The organism is Novosphingobium rosa NBRC 15208, from assembly GCF_001598555.1.
Taxonomy (GTDB): domain Bacteria; phylum Pseudomonadota; class Alphaproteobacteria; order Sphingomonadales; family Sphingomonadaceae; genus Novosphingobium; species Novosphingobium rosa.
The window spans coordinates 36668-51227 of the sequence record NZ_BCZE01000025.1; the positions used below are offsets into that span (position 1 = coordinate 36668).

Below are 14560 nucleotides of genomic sequence, written 5' to 3' on the forward strand. Positions count from 1 at the left end.
TTTCCCAAGGCCATCGCGCCGCGCAGATCCGAGGATAAGCATGCCGTCACAAAGCGACTTCTATCTGGACTGCGCCGCGCAAAGCCGCCGCGAAGCGGAAGAAACAAACCTGGCCAATGTGCGCGAGATTCGCCTGAAGGCGGCGGCGGCATGGCAGGCCATGGCAGACCGCACCAAAAGGCTGGAAAAGCATCGCGAACAGCGCGCTCAATCACTTCAGCAGGAAGGTGGACATCCATGAACCGGCCATTTCAACGCCGCGCCCAGGGCCCGACCTTGTCGCGCGAAGCGGCTGACCGGCAGGGGCGCATCCTGAGCGTTGCCATTCAGGCGCTTGGCGCCGGCGGGGCAATGACCTTCCTCAACGCCCATGACACCAAGCTGGGGGCCAGGCCACTTGATCTGGCCATCGCGACTTCGGAAGGATTTCGCAAGGTGGAAGCCGCCATTCTGGCTCGTAAGGCCAACTAACCGGAGAGCACAGAAGCCGCCGCAAAAGCTGCAGATTGCCGGACACCTCGACCCACCGGTCAGCAGGCGCCGGCAAAGCGGTCCTTCATCATTTCAAACGCCAACGCCACAACCTGTCGCTCCTTCGCATTCATCGCAATGCATCACCATCGTCCAGGGTTTTGATAAAAGCGATGATGTCGCCGATATCCTGCTTGCTCAAAGGTGGTTTCTGCCCCGCCTTCCGGTCGAAAGGAGCATCGGCCACGTCGATGTTGACATGGTATGGCCGCGGGAGATCGTCATACAGCATGATCCGGCCGGCAGCGTTGCGGGGATAGATCATCGCGGGATTGGTATTGCGCCGATTGTAGAAATTGAGGACCTGCTCAAGCGTGTGATAGACGCCATTGTGAAAATAGACCCCGCGCCGCGCCGTATTGCGCAATGTCGGCGTCAAAAACATCCCGCAATATTGCATCTGCTCCGCCAGATCGCCGCGTATCGGCCCGCATAGGCCAAGATCGATATGATGCGGGTCATGGTTGACTTTCAACTTGCGGTTGCGTGGTACGCCCAGCGCCTCATATTCCGTATCGGTGAACAAGGGCGGCATGCCGTCACGCCCCGGCGCGCTGACATGGCAGGCCGCGCAATTGCCCTTGGCGGGGTCATTGAACAGGCGCAACCCGCGCATCTGCGCCGCCGTGAGCCGCGCCTTGCCCTCCAGCCAATGATCATAGCGGCTGTCGAACCGATGGAAGGCGCCGTCCTCGATCTGATAGCGCGAGATGGCCGACATGGCCTCGGCAAACAGAAGATCCGGCTTGGCCGCCAGCCCTTCCCCGAACAAAGGTCGCAACACCTCGGCGTAACCGGCACGCACCAGCCGGGCCGCTGCCTCGGCAACATTGGCATTGGCCATTTCTGCCGGATTCATCATCGGCCCCATGGCCTGATCCATCAGGGAATCCGCGCGCCCATCCCAGAAGAGCCCGCCGCTGGGCACCAGAGCCGCCGTGGCTGGCGCCATGCCCGCAGATTTCGTCGAGCGCGTCGCCCCCCGTGCCTGAGCCGCCAGCATCTCCAGCGCAACCGGCGCATCATCATCGCCCGCCGGGCCGATGCCAAAGGCCTCCTGCCGATAGAGATAGGCCAGCGAAGGGATCGCGCGCACGCCTTGCACCGTCATGCTGGCACCGCCGACCTGCATCCTTGTCCCATCCGGCGGGCCAAAGGCATGGGTCGGGCTATGGCATGAGGCGCAGGACTGCCGCCCCGAAGCCGAGAGGCGCGGATCGCTGAACATCCGCTTGCCGATCAGGGCGAGCGCGCTCAGGGCCTGCTGTGGCGGTCGATGCAGCACGACGGGATGCGGATTGAGGCCGTCATTCGCCGATGCGCCCGTCGCCGATGTCCCATGCAGGCCCGCTGACAACAGCGCCGCCAGAACAGCAACGACAAGCACCACGCGAGCACCTGCCCACCCCCGGCGGCCAGGCCCGCCATGACAGGCCGAATGGGCATCAGGCATGCTGGATATCCTGTCAGAAGGCGGCCATCGGCGCCCGGCGCCAAAGCGGCGCAAGGGGGCCTGGACCATCAGGCCGGAGCGCGAGCCACCACCGTGCCCTGCTGCGGATCGAGGAACAAGGGCTTCAGACGCGGCGACGCCTTGAAGTCGAACATGGCAAGGATGCTGCCGGCGGTGGCATCCGCCGATCCGCCGCCGATCCGCTGCCCTCCCAGCCAGTTGTCCTCGATGAAGCGGACGACCGAAGCCTGGGTGATCGGCGTGCTGTCGACGAAGTTGGCCTTCGCATAAGGCGAGATCAGCAGGAAAGGCATGCGCGATCCCGGCCCGCAACGCCCGTTCACAGGCTTGCCGTCAAGGCCGATGCCCGGCCTGGCGCCGGGGCCGTCGCAATGGCCGGGCCCGGTCAGCTGGTCGAAGGCCGGATCGGCGGACGAGGTGGTGACAGTGGGCGCCTGATGATCGTACCAGCCATCGGAATCGTCATAAAGCACGAGGATGGCCGTGTTTTTCCAGTCAGGCTGCTGCTGGAGGAAATTGATCGTGCTGGCATAGAAGGCCTGCTCGTCCAGCGGGTTGGAATTGCCCGGGTGGCCATCCTGAAAGGCCGGCGCCTTGAGATAGCTGACCGAGGGGAAATTGCCCGCCGCCACCGCCGCGACGAAATCCTTGTAATCGTATTGGTGATGCACCGGGGTGGTCGATCCGGCGGCATCGAGCACGGGCTCGGTCCGCCCGATCATCTCCGGCGCGCTGGGGCGTGTGTGCTGTGGATTCTGCGTCGAGGCGTAATACTGGAACCAGGCGTGATGCGGCTTGTAATCACGCACCGTCCGGCTGGTGTTGGGCGACACGGTGCTGCGCGCGCAGCCGGTGGTGCCATTGGCGTTGGTCAGGCTGGTGTCGAAGCCGCCCATGAAGCCGCCCCAGGTGATCCCGGCAAGGTTCAGCAGATCGCCAATGTTGCGGCCCGCCATCACCACCGGATCCTTGCCGGTGGTGCAGACATCGCCTTTGGGATCGGGATCGCCGATCATGGTGAAGCCGCCCTGCCCATCCGGGACCGAGCCATTGCCCGAAGCATTGGAGGCGCCATTGGTGGTGCCCGCAACAACGTTCAGCGCCCCCGGGGTCGATGGCCCGAAACTGTCGGTGAAGGCATTGTCGCTCATCGCGAAATGCTGGGCATAGTTCCACAGCGCGGTGACGGTGTTGCCGTCGAAATAGCCCATGACCTGCGCCGCCGTGCCGAAAGAGCCCGCCCCCGCCTTGGAACCATGCCCGGTGTTGGCCACGAAAGCGTCCATGCGGCCACCGTTGGAAGCGCGCTGTTCGGGCATATAGGAATGGTTCTGCCCCGCCGTGTCGAACTGGGCGCGGTCGATGCGGAACGGGTTCATCAGCGAGGGCGCGATGCCTGTCGCCAGATTGGCGGCATTGGTGGTGTTCGGATTGGCCGTGAGCAAGGCGGGGTTGCTCAGATAGCCATTGACCTGCGGCGTGGCGGGCCGGGCGATGAAAGCGGGCTCGCCGGCGGGATTGGCGGCCTTGGGATAGGTGCCGAAATAGTGGTCGAACGACTGGTTCTCACCAAAGATGATGACCAGATGCTTGATTGGCGTGGCAGTCGGCAAGGCGTTCTGCATGGAAACGCCCATGTGGGGCGCCGGGGCTGCCTGAGCCAGACCGCCAAGGCAGGGAGCGAACAGCAAGGTCAAGCAAGTGGCCGCGGCCAGGCGAGTCTTGTTCAGCATGATATCCTCGGGAGACAGGCTGACGCGCTTTCAGAGAGAACCCCCTCAAACAGGCGCACAAAGCCATGATGACGTTGAAGAACAATGATTGAGAAATCCGGCAATTCATTCCGGAACGCGACTTTTATATTAAAAAGTCAAATACATCTGATTTATGACATATTGAATTCAGAAACATTATTTTATCTCAACCTATTCATCGATTTTCATCGACTCTCTTTCGATGATCTGCGCAGGAATCCGCCGCACCATGGCATCCTGCCCCTGCTCCCCCAGCCTGCGCGCAAGAAGGTCGAGAACTTCATCGGCATAGGTGTCCGGATTCTGGCGAAAGGTCGTCAGGCGATAGGCGTCCCACGCCGCCATCGGCACGTCATCGAAACCGATCACCGAAAAATCCCGCCCGGCCACCATACGCCTCGAGCGCCGGGCCGCATCGATCACGCCAAAAGCGATATGATCGTTGAGGCAGAACAGCCCGTCTGCGATGCCATCGCTCCCCACCAGTTCCGCGCCCAGCGCATAACCGCCCTCATAATCGGCATAGCCACTGCTGCGCAGCGGGGGCATGGCCCTGACGATGCGCGGCGGAGCATGGCCCAGCGCCTCGGCCCCGGCCAGAAAACCGGCGAGGCGGGCGCGCATGCTGAAGGTTTCGCGCGCCGGGGAAACGGCGCAAATGGTGCGGCTGACCTGCGCCAGCCGACCATAGGCGATGCGCCCGGCCTCGTGATTGTCGGCGCAGATCAGATCCATCCCGGGCTCATCGCGGTTGAAGGCGATGATCGGGATGCCCGTCCGCTGAGTCGCCTCGACAAAGCTGGCCGGGGGAGAGCCGGAAAGAATGACGACGGCGCTTGAACGCAGGCGCACCACCTGACGCAGCGATTCCTCGGCGATGGCCGGGGTGGTGCCGATGTTGATCAGCAACGGCGCATAACCCTTGGCGATCAGCCGGTCGGTGATGGCCGGCAGCATCATGCCCATGAAAGGGCTGCCCAGCGAGGCCGAGACCAGCGACACGATCATGCTGCGATCGTCAAGCAAGCCTCTGGCCAGCATGTTGATTTCATAGCCAAGTTCATGCGCGGAAGCCAGAACGCGCGCCTTCAGATCGGGCGAGATGCTCGCCCCGTCAGTCAGCGCGCGCGACACGGCCGAACGGGAGACGCCGGCATGTTCGGCAACTTCACGGGCGCTGACATAGCGCTTCTTACTCATGGGGAACCTCAGTATGCACAGCTGTGCAAATAACATTAATTCTTCGTAATGCTAGAGAAAATCAGCCGGCGAGCGTCAAATTTTGCAGATAGGGGCGACTGACGACCCAAAGCGCCAGGGACGAAAGGCCAAACATGCCCAGCAGCTGGAACGCTGTCGGCCAATCCCAGTACTGGGCGATATACCCGCCAACGAGGGGACTCGCCGCCGTTCCCATGCCTTGCAGCAGCATCACCCAGCTGAAACGCGACCCGGCACGGCCGGATGCGGCGTAGAGATTGCCGATGATGCCCGCTATGGTCACCATCTGCAGCGCCTCGCTGGCGCCATGCAGCAGTTCGACCGGGAGAATGGCCCAGGGAACCGACAGGAAGAGAGCGCAGGCGCACCGAACCGGGAGAATGGCGAAGCTGATCGCCAGCACTGTCCAGGGCCCCCACCGGCGCAGTGCCCGCGCCGCCAGCAGCGAGCAGACGACCATCGCGATCTGGGCGATCATCGCGATATGCGAGGCCAGCATCGGTCCGCTCAGCTGCCGCTTTTCCGCCAGTTCCAGACTCAGCAGCACATGGAGCACCGCATTGCCTGTCTGGAAAAGGCCCAGCGCCACGCCCAGAAGGATCAGTTCGACGCCCGGATTGATAGACGGTGGCGGGTTGGATCTGGCAGGAGCCATCGCCAACGGGGCGCGCCATACCAGTCCCAGGAGCATGATGAGGTAGATCGCCTCGAAGCCGATCAGCGCGGAAAAGCCGAAGCGGCTGCCGATCACGCCCGACAGCATCAGGCCAGCCGCCCGCCCTGTATGGCCGAGAGCCTGTGATTGCGCGACCCGATCGGTCAGCCCGTGGGGCGCCATGCCCTCAAGGTTGAGCACCAGTATGGCGGGCACAACCACCGCCTCGGCCAGCGACATCATCGCCACCGCGCACAACAGCGCCATCACACCATGCGCTTGGATAAGGCAGACCGATGCCGCCAGGATCAGCGCCCCGACGATCAGCAGCCACACAGGCTTGCCACGCGTATGGTCGATCAGCAGCCCGCCCGGGACCGTGGCCACGAGATGCACCATGCTGCCAAAACCCATCACCATGCCGATCGAGGCAGGATCAAGCCCGCGTTCGTGGAGGAACAGCGACAGAAAGGGCATGAAGCCGCTGCGCAGCAGGGCCGTCGCCAGATTGATCTGGTGGACTCGCGAAGGCCCCCGAAGGGTGGAGAACAGGGCAGGGCGAGCGATGGCGGGCACCGGCGCTGGTTAGAGCCATAAAATGACAGACCCCGTTCAGCTTGTAACAACACCGTCACGACTCACCCCTATTTGCACAGCTGTGCAAGAGGCCACATGCGGCCCGGCGCATCATCCCTATCCATGGCCGATGCGATCCATGCCCCACAGGTTCGGGGCAGGTCGGGGACAGCCAATCGCCGTTGATTTTCTGGAGATCTTCTCGTGACCACCTGCCGGACAGTTCTTCACGCCTGCACGCTCGCCCTGATGCTCGGCGCCGCGCCCGCCATGGCCGACACGCCCGTCGCGACGCCGCTCAAGACCACCCTCCTGCCCGAGATCGAGCAGGGCGGCTTCGATCATTTCGCGGTCGATCTGAAAGACAATCTGCTCTTCATCACCGCCGAGGTGCACAAGACCGTGGAAATGTTCCGCCTGAGCGATGGCGCGCATCTCGGCACCGGCACCGGCTACGGCTTCCCCCATACGCCCGCCTATGCCCCCAGACAGCATCAGCTCTTTGTCGCCGATGGTGACAAGGGCGCGGTTTTCGTCATCGACGTGCCTTCGCTCAAGATCGTCCAGACCATCCCGCTGCGCCTTGGCGCGGATGAGGCGGTGTTCGATTCCCTGTCGGGCCTGTTCTATGTCGGCTGCGGCGGCGCCAAGGATTCCTCGGACAACAGCGCGATCGCCATCATCGACACCGCGCTGCACAAGGAAGTCGGCCGCATCCCCGTGGCTTCCACCAACATCGAATCCATGGCCGTCGATCATGAGCGCGGCCTGCTCTACGTCAATCTGCGCGACAAGAAGCAGATCGCGGTCATCGATCTCAAGACGCGCAGCGTGAAGGCCTTGTGGGACATCCCCGGCCTCAACATGAACACGCCGCTGCTGCTGGACACCAAAACGCGCCGCCTGTTCATCGCCGGGCGCAAACCGGGCATGCTCTTCGTGGTGGATGCGGCCAACGGCCACCTCCTCTCGACCACCGGCGTGGTCGAAACCGCCGATGGCGCCACCTATGATGAAGCCAACAAGCGCCTCTACATCAGCGGCGCCGAAGGGCTGAGCGTCCTCAAGCGGGTCGATGCCGACCATTTCGAGGAAATCCAGCGCATGGACACGCATACGGGCAAGGTCTCGATCTATGAGCCCAGCCTGCGCCAGCTCTATGTCGCCCATGCAAGGACCCCGACCGGACCGGCAGCGCTCGACATCTATGCCATGGCCCCGGCCAGCAAGAACCAGCGCTGATCGCACACTCTTCGTCAGCCCCTCTTCATCAGCCCATGTCGGAACCGGCGGGATGCCGGTTCCGCGTGACGCCCTGAACCCACCGACATCAGCGAGACACCCCATGCCTTTGCCCATGCCCTTCGCCTTGCCGCGCAAACCCGTGCTGCTGCTCTCGACCGCGCTGCTCTCCGGCTATGCCCTTCCCGCCATGGCGGCTGAAGCCCCGATGGCGCCTGCCGCCGCCCCCGTCGCCGCAGATACCGACAGCGACACCTCCTCGGCCATTCTGGTCACTGGCGCGGCGCTTCACCACCAGGCCCAGACCGCCGAGGAAGCCCGCAAGATCCAGAAGGAGGCCCCCAATCTGGTCAATGTCGCCTCGCAGGAGGAGATCAAGCAGATGCCCAACTTCGTGTTGGGCGATGCGGTGCGCCGCCTGCCGGGCGCCTCGGTGATCAACAAGAGCGGTGAATCACGCTCGATCCAGATCCGCGGCATCGACCCCAATCTGAACGGCGTGACCTATGAAGGCGTGCTGCTGCCCGCCGGTTCGATCAACTCGACAGGCCGCGCCGTGCCCTTCGATGCGATCCCCGCCCCGCTGGTCGGCGGGCTGGAGCTGATCAAGACCAACACCCCCGCGCAGGAAGCCGTGGCGCTGGGCGGCCAGATCAACCTGCTGTCCCACGACATCGCGCCGGGCGAAGCGCCGTATCTCAACGTCACCGTGGCCGGCGGCATCCATCAGCCGCACCCGACCGGGATCTTTCAGGGCACGCTCAACGCAGGCATCCGCTTCGGGCTGGACAGCAATCCCTTCGATCGCAACAACTCCGCCGACAAGCCCTTCGCGCTGACCTTCTTCGTCACCGACATGCGCGATTCGCTGGATCTCGACGATCTGCAGCAGACCTTCGCCGACAAGAGCACCCTGCCCGGCAACACGCTGAGCAAGGCCCAGCAGCTGGAATACACCCAGACCAAGAACCGGCGCGGCTATGGCGGCACCTTTTCTTGGGATGTGGACAAGAACACCACGCTCTATTTCAAGGGCTTTGCCTCGGGCATCGATTTTCACCCGATCAAGAACCAGCTGCTCTACACCTTCTCGAACCAGAGCTTCACCACCCCCACGCCCGGCACCTACAACGCCACCACCACGCTGTCTCAGGGCTTCAACGACAATCTCATCCACGATGACGAGCGGCTCTACAAGTTCGGCGGCGTGAGCCATGCGGGCAAGATCACCCTCGACTACTATGGCGCCTATGCCAGCAACCGGCTCTATTCGCCCTATTCCTACAGCGCCACGCTGACCAACCCCACGGCGGCATCGGTCTATGTCGACAATGTCACCGCGCCCCAGCTGCCCACCATGACGGCGGCCAATGGCGCTCTGGTCACCAATTACGCCGCCTACAATCTCACCTCGCTCAGCAACGCCTATCAGGATGATCGCGACGGCCAGTGGTCGGGGCATGTCGGCCTGTCTGCGCCGCTCGATCTTGGCGCCATCAAGGGCACGCTGAGCATGGGCGGCGGCCTGCGCCTCGAAAAGGTCACGCATGACGACCGGACCTACACCTATTCCGGCGTGCCCTCGCTGACCGGCGCGCAGCTGGCCGGAACCAACAGCTACACGATCTTCGACGGCGCCTACAATCTGGGCACGGCGCTGTCGGGCGCAGCCATTCGCCAGCTGATTACGGGTGGCTCGGTGACCGAGAATGCCGCAGCCGATGCGATCACCAACCGGCAGGCGCTGCTCAACGACAATGAAAATGTCTACAATGGCTACATCCAGTATGCCGCCAGCTGGAACCGGCTGGGCGTGCTGGCCGGGCTGCGCTATGAAAAGACCGATGGCGTCTATCGCGGCACCGCAACCAGCGTCGCCTCGGGCGTGACCACACTGGCGCCGCGCACCGTGTCGCGCAGTTACAGCAATCTGTTCCCCACCATCCAGCTGCGCTACAGCATCACCGACGATCTGATCGCCCGCGCCAACTGGTCCACGGCCATCGGCCGCCCCGGCTTCAGCCAGCTGACCGCCACCCAGACCGTCAATTACGGCACCGGCGCGATCACCCAGGGCAACCCCGACCTCAGGGCCACCACCGGCAACAATTACGATGCCAGCATCGAATATTACCTGCCTTTGGGCGGCATCGTTTCAGCCGGCGTGTTCGACAAAGAATTCAGCAATTACGTCGTCGCCACCACCACCAACGGCAGTTTTGCCGGCATCGCGGGCAATGCCACCTTCTCCACCTATGGCAACATCCCCCATGCCTCCGCGCGCGGCTTCGAGCTGAACTACCACCAGCAGTTCACCTTCCTGCCCGGCCTGCTCTCGGGCTTCGGGATCGGCGGCAACTTCACCTTCGTCAATTCGCATGGCGCCACGCGCAATGGCTATCGCGAGACGCTGGCCTACACCACGCCGCGCACCTTCAACGTGGAAGCCTTCTACAAGCATGGCCCCCTGTCATTGCAGCTTTTCGGCAATTATCAGGGGCTGACGATGACCTCGCTGGGCGCCACGCCGGTTCTGGACAATTACGTCCAGCCCTATCTGAACTTCGACCTCGACGCGCGCTACGCCATCAACAAGCATGTCACGGTGTTTTTCCAGGGCCGCAACATCACCAGGGAAAATCAGGTGGCGACCGAGGGCAAGAGTTCGGCGCGCTTTACCGAGCTGCAGTATTTCGGTTCCTCCTATCTGTTCGGCGTCGATTTCAAAATGTGATCGCGCTGTTCCGACCGGGCAGATGCCCAGCCCCCTGCGTCTGCCCGGTCCTCCCCCTTTTCATCACGGATACGCCTGACCCATGACGATCTTCTCTCGCAGCATGTTGCTGGCGGGCATGGCGCTTGCCTGCGGGCTTGCCTCCACCGCCGTCCGCGCCGATGACGCCGGCCACTGGCCCTACAGGCTGGCGCAGACCACCCCGATCCCGGGCGGCGCCCTGTGGCAGGGGCTGGCCTTCGAACCGGCCTCCGATCGCCTCTTCTTCGCCTATGGCGACCATGTCGATGTCATGAATGCCACCAGCGGCAAGCTGGTCGGGCGCATCGCGGGCATCGGCGACGCGCATGGGCTGGTGATCCGAACCGCGACCGGTCGCGGTTACGTGTCCAATGGCGCGCGCGGCACGGTCAGCGAATTCGATCTGGCCACGCTCAAGGTTCTGCGCGAAATCCCCGCCGACGGCGGCACGGACACGCTCGCCTTCGATGCCGTCAGCGGCCATCTGTTCAGCATGAACGGGGGATCGCACGATGTTTCGGTGCTCGACCTTGCCGGCAAGGACAACATCGCCACGATCAGGCTGGGCGGCCAGCCGGAAATGGGCGGCACCGACGACAGCGGCCATCTCTTCGTCAACCTCAAGAGCACCGGCGAGATCGTGAAGATCGACACCGCCACCAACCGCATCACGCAGCGCACCGCGATCCCGGCCTGCGAGCGCCCCCATGGCGTGGCCTATCACCCCGGCGTCAAGCGCCTGTTCCTGAGCTGCGGCGGCGGGCAGATGCTGGTGCTGGACCCGGCGGACCTGCATACGGTGGCGCAACTGCCCATCGCGCCGGGCACCGACACGGTGCAGATCGATGCGGCGCGCAATCTGGTGTTCAGCCCCAATGGCACGGGCAGCCTGTCGGTCGTTCATGTCGAGAGCGCCGATCGCTTCACCGTCACTGAAATGCCCACAGCCATCGGCGCGCGCACGATGACCTTCTCGCCCCGCAGCGGCCGCCTGTTCCTGCCGACCGGCGATGTGACCGAGGCCAGCGCCAATCCGGCCAACCCCAAATCGCCCGACTATGCCTTCCACCCCAACACCTTGCGGATGATGATCTACGATCCCGCACAGGCCCGCTGAACGCTCGAAAATGGATATGATGATGAAGAAAACCCTGATGCTCGCGCTGGCTCTTCCTTTGGCCGCCATGGCCGCCGCCCCTGCCGCCGCGCAAACCGCAGTGATGACGTTCTACCGCAGCATTCCCCTGCCCGACATCACCGGCGGCGATTTCGACCACTTCGCCACGGACCTCAAGACCAACCGCCTCTATGTCACCGCCGAGGGCCACAAAAGCGTCGAGGTTTTCAATCTGCGCACGGGTGAACATCTCGCCTCGGTCGGCGGGTTCGAAAACCCGCATTCGATCTATCTCGTGCCCGACAAGGGCGTGCTGTTCATCGCCGATGGCGGCGCGGCGGAGGTGAAGATCCTGGACGTCGCCAGCTTCAGGATCGTGGGCCATATCCCGACGCGCCCCGGCCCCGACGCGGCCTATTACGATGCCGCTGCCCGGCTGCTCTATGTCGGCAATGGCGGCCGCGCGGAAAAGGCGGCGGATTCCACGCTCAGCGTCATTTCGGTCGATGGGCGCAACAGCGTGGCGCAGATCCCGGTGGATGCCAACAACATCGAATCCATGGCGATCGACCGCAAGACGAACCGCATGTTCATCAACCTGCGCGACAAGAAGCAGATCGGCGTGCTCGACCTGAAGACGCGCCAGCTGATCGCCCATTGGGATCTGCCGGGCCTGCAGCAGAACACGCCCATGACCTATGATCCCAAAACGCGCCGCCTCTTCGTGGTCGGCCGCAAGCCGGGGCTGATCATGGTGCTCAACGCCGACACGGGCGCGGTGCTGTCCAGCCAGCCCTGCGTCGACACCGCCGACGACATGACCTTCGATCCGCAGAGCAACCGCATCTATGTCACAGGCGCCGGTGGCCTGAGCATCTATGACCGGGATGGCAGCGACGGGCTGAAGGAAATCCAGCGCCTCGACACCAAGGGCGGCAAGACCTCGACCTTCGTTCCGGCTCTGGCCCGGTTCTATGTGGCGCACACCAAGTCGAGCGAAGCCAATGCCGCGCTCGACATCTTCACTGTCGCCAGGAAGTAAAGCGATATGGCCCGGAACGCCTGGCGTTCCGGGCTTCTTTTCCCCAATCAGGCCCGCATCAGGCCTTGAAACGCACCTTGCACACCAGGCCGCCGTCCGCAGCATTGGCCAGTGTCAGATCCGCACCGATCCTCTGCGCCAGATTGCGCGCGATGGTCAGCCCCAGCCCGGTCCCCCCGGTGCTGCGCGACCGGGATTCCTCGAGACGGACCATCGGCTCGAACACGGCCTCCAGCTGACCCTCGGGAATGCCCGGACCGAAATCGCGCACCAGGATCTCCAATCCGCCAGCATCGCGATATGTCGAAAGATGGGCGCCCCCGCCGTAAAGCACCGCATTATCGACCAGATTCTGGATGCAGCGCCGCAGCATCTGCGGTTGGCAGCGCCAGTCGCATCCCGCAGCCACCGCGAAGCTGGCGACATGCCCGGCCTCCTGCTCATCCTCGACAATGCTGTGGATCAGGGAATCGATGTCGAGCAGCACCGCATTCTCATCGCGCCCGGTGCTGCGCGCCAGCTCCAGCCCTTCCTCGACCACCGCGCGCATCGCCGTCCAATCGCTGAGCAGGCGCTTCTGCAAAGCCGCATCCTCCATCTGCTCCAGCTTGAGGCGCAGGCGGGTCATCGGCGTTTGCAGATCATGGGTGATCGCCGCGATCATATAGGTCTGTTCGACGGCATGACGGGAAAGGCGCTGCTGCATGTCGTTGAAGGCGCGGATCGCGCCACGCACATCGCCTGGCCCGCTCTCGACCAGCACCGGCACGCCCAGCCCCGGCCGCACATCGGTGGCCGCGCGGGTCAGGCGGCGGATCGGCGCCCCGGCGGTGCGCGCCACCACAAAGGCCAGCAGCGCCGCGGCCACCGCGATCACCGCGAGAAAGGCCGGGTCGGGTCCATAGGAGGCGCGCAGCAGCGATGGCGGCCCGGTCACCACGCTCCAGCGGCTGCCGTCCGAAAAGCGCGTCTCGATCCGCCAGCAATCGGTGGCCGTGACCGCCTCCTTCCATTGCCGCGCCACGACCGGATCGACAGGGCGGCTTTTCTTGTGATGCTCCTCATCCTGATCGCCGTCCTGAGCGATGTCGCAGCGGGCCAGCGGGATGCTGCCCACCGTGGCCTGAACGCCGGGAGGAAGCTGCCCCGCCAGCAAGGCGGTCAACTCGTCATCCGCCTGCGCGGGGCCGTCCTGCGCTCCGGCAAGCCGCGCGAACTTGCGGGCCTCGCGCATTTCATGGGCCCGCCGCGCGACGGCGGTATTGTCCAGCTCGGTCAGCAGCCGACCGGTGCGCTCGATGGCCCGGATCGCCTGAAGATGGCGCACCTCGGCCATCCGCCTGGTGTCCGAAAGCGCCGCTCCCATCGTGCCCGCCACCGCAATGCCGACCAGCAGGATCAGGAAGATCCGGCTGGTCATGCTGTCAAACAGGGCGGGCCGCTTCATGACAGGGTGACAGCAGCGGCCAGCACATAGCCTTCATAGCGCACGGTGCGGATGAGTTCGGAACCCTGCGCACCGAAACGCGCGCGCAGGCGGCTGATCTGCAAATCGATCGCCCGGTCATTGGCGTCCCCCTGCGGCACCGCGCCGAGGTTGAGCAATTGCTCACGCGAAAGCACGCGGTTGGCATAATCGATCAGCAGGCGCAGCAGGCGGAACTCCATGCCTGACAGCATCGTCACGCGCCCGGCGGTGTCGCTCAGCTGGCGATGCTCGAAATCCAGCGTCCATCCGGCGAAGGTGGCGCGGCTTGCCGCCAGCGGCTCCAGATTGACCGGCATGGCGCGCGAACGCCGCAGCACATTGCGGATGCGGGCCAGCAGTTCGCGCGGCTCGAAGGGTTTGGCCAGATAGTCGTCGGCGCCCATTTCCAGCCCCAGCACCCGGTCGATCGGCTCGCCCCGCGCGGTCAGCATGACGATCGGCAGCTGGCTGGTCGCGCGCAGGTCGCGGCACAGCGTCAGCCCGCTTTCCCCCGGCAGGTTGAGGTCGAGAATGATGAGATCGAAGCTGGCGCGCTCGAGTTCGCGGCGCATCGCCGGTCCATCCGCCGCCGCAGACACGGTGAAACCGGCCTTGCGCAATTCAGCGGCCAGCAGCGTGCGCAGTTCGGGATCGTCATCGACGACAAGGAGATGTGCCTGGGTATCCACGCGCCTCCTGTGCCCGTTTGCGCGGGCCTCCGGAAG

At 64.1% G+C, this 14560-nt stretch carries 12 protein-coding genes; 6 read left to right on the plus strand and 6 right to left on the minus strand.

Translation table 11 applies throughout. The features are described from left to right. Positions 1–40 precede the first annotated feature (40 nt). Complete coding sequence (locus SR3_RS10295) at positions 41–241, plus strand: hypothetical protein (protein WP_068084861.1); 201 nt, start codon at positions 41–43, stop codon at positions 239–241. Beyond that, the gene (locus SR3_RS10300) at positions 238–471 is read left to right on the plus strand and encodes a hypothetical protein (RefSeq protein ID WP_068084865.1); all 234 of its coding nucleotides are present in this window, start codon (positions 238–240) and stop codon (positions 469–471) included. The genes SR3_RS10295 and SR3_RS10300 overlap by 4 nt, the downstream gene beginning before the upstream one ends. A gap of 130 nt (positions 472–601) precedes the next feature. Here SR3_RS10300 and SR3_RS10305 read toward each other — a convergent pair whose 3' ends face one another. The 4 genes from SR3_RS10305 to SR3_RS10320 all read right to left on the minus strand — a co-directional run bounded on the left by SR3_RS10305 (position 602) and on the right by SR3_RS10320 (position 6211). Beyond that, a complete protein-coding gene (locus SR3_RS10305) occupies positions 602–1984 on the minus strand; it encodes a cytochrome-c peroxidase (RefSeq protein WP_084455334.1) in 1383 nt (460 codons plus the stop codon). 68 nt (positions 1985–2052) lie between these two features. Continuing rightward, positions 2053–3738, minus strand: coding sequence for a phospholipase C (locus SR3_RS10310; protein ID WP_068084868.1), 1686 nt, complete (start codon positions 3736–3738; stop codon positions 2053–2055). A 192-nt stretch (positions 3739–3930) separates the two neighbouring features. Beyond that, the gene (locus SR3_RS10315) at positions 3931–4959 is read right to left on the minus strand and encodes a LacI family DNA-binding transcriptional regulator (protein WP_068084870.1); all 1029 of its coding nucleotides are present in this window, start codon (positions 4957–4959) and stop codon (positions 3931–3933) included. 61 nt (positions 4960–5020) lie between these two features. Next, positions 5021–6211: an MFS transporter gene (locus SR3_RS10320; RefSeq protein WP_068084873.1), complete on the minus strand. Its 1191-nt coding sequence runs from the start codon at positions 6209–6211 to the stop codon at positions 5021–5023. A 204-nt stretch (positions 6212–6415) separates the two neighbouring features. Between SR3_RS10320 and SR3_RS31825 the strand changes: the two genes are divergently transcribed. The 4 genes from SR3_RS31825 (at position 6416) to SR3_RS10340 (ending at position 12367) form a co-directional block, all read left to right on the plus strand. Beyond that, positions 6416–7453 carry a YncE family protein gene (locus SR3_RS31825; protein ID WP_169805606.1) on the plus strand — a complete coding sequence of 346 codons (1038 nt, stop codon included), beginning with the start codon at positions 6416–6418 and terminating at the stop codon, positions 7451–7453. Positions 7454–7556: 103 nt separating this feature from the next. After that, positions 7557–10187 (plus strand): TonB-dependent receptor domain-containing protein, encoded by a 2631-nt coding sequence (locus tag SR3_RS10330; RefSeq protein ID WP_169805607.1) that lies wholly within the window; start codon positions 7557–7559, stop codon positions 10185–10187. 82 nt (positions 10188–10269) lie between these two features. Beyond that, the gene (locus SR3_RS10335; protein WP_068084881.1) at positions 10270–11325 is read left to right on the plus strand and encodes a YncE family protein; all 1056 of its coding nucleotides are present in this window, start codon (positions 10270–10272) and stop codon (positions 11323–11325) included. Between the two features lie 22 nt (positions 11326–11347). After that, positions 11348–12367, plus strand: a complete 1020-nt coding sequence (locus SR3_RS10340; protein WP_157098772.1) for a beta-propeller fold lactonase family protein — start codon at positions 11348–11350, stop codon at positions 12365–12367. Positions 12368–12425: 58 nt separating this feature from the next. On the opposite strand, the gene SR3_RS10345 is transcribed toward SR3_RS10340, so the two are convergent. Both SR3_RS10345 and SR3_RS10350 read right to left on the minus strand, forming a co-directional pair. Next, a complete protein-coding gene (locus SR3_RS10345) occupies positions 12426–13814 on the minus strand; it encodes an ATP-binding protein (protein ID WP_068084885.1) in 1389 nt (462 codons plus the stop codon). Further along, the gene (locus SR3_RS10350; RefSeq protein WP_068084888.1) at positions 13811–14524 is read right to left on the minus strand and encodes a response regulator; all 714 of its coding nucleotides are present in this window, start codon (positions 14522–14524) and stop codon (positions 13811–13813) included. Before SR3_RS10350 ends, SR3_RS10345 begins: the two co-directional genes overlap by 4 nt. Positions 14525–14560 lie beyond the last annotated feature (36 nt).

Excerpts from the sequence above, each read along its gene's own strand:
- SR3_RS10295 (WP_068084861.1), top strand. The coding sequence starts at position 41 with ATGCCGTCACAAAGCGACTTCTATCTGGACTGCGCCGCGCAAAGCCGC.
- SR3_RS10300 (WP_068084865.1), top strand. The coding sequence starts at position 238 with ATGAACCGGCCATTTCAACGCCGCGCCCAGGGCCCGACCTTGTCGCGC.
- SR3_RS10305 (WP_084455334.1), bottom strand. The coding sequence starts at position 1,984 with ATGCCTGATGCCCATTCGGCCTGTCATGGCGGGCCTGGCCGCCGGGGG.
- SR3_RS10310 (WP_068084868.1), bottom strand. The coding sequence starts at position 3,738 with ATGCTGAACAAGACTCGCCTGGCCGCGGCCACTTGCTTGACCTTGCTG.
- SR3_RS10315 (WP_068084870.1), bottom strand. The coding sequence starts at position 4,959 with ATGAGTAAGAAGCGCTATGTCAGCGCCCGTGAAGTTGCCGAACATGCC.
- SR3_RS10330 (WP_169805607.1), top strand. The coding sequence starts at position 7,557 with ATGCCTTTGCCCATGCCCTTCGCCTTGCCGCGCAAACCCGTGCTGCTG.
- SR3_RS10335 (WP_068084881.1), top strand. The coding sequence starts at position 10,270 with ATGACGATCTTCTCTCGCAGCATGTTGCTGGCGGGCATGGCGCTTGCC.
- SR3_RS10340 (WP_157098772.1), top strand. The coding sequence starts at position 11,348 with ATGAAGAAAACCCTGATGCTCGCGCTGGCTCTTCCTTTGGCCGCCATG.
- SR3_RS10345 (WP_068084885.1), bottom strand. The coding sequence starts at position 13,814 with ATGAAGCGGCCCGCCCTGTTTGACAGCATGACCAGCCGGATCTTCCTG.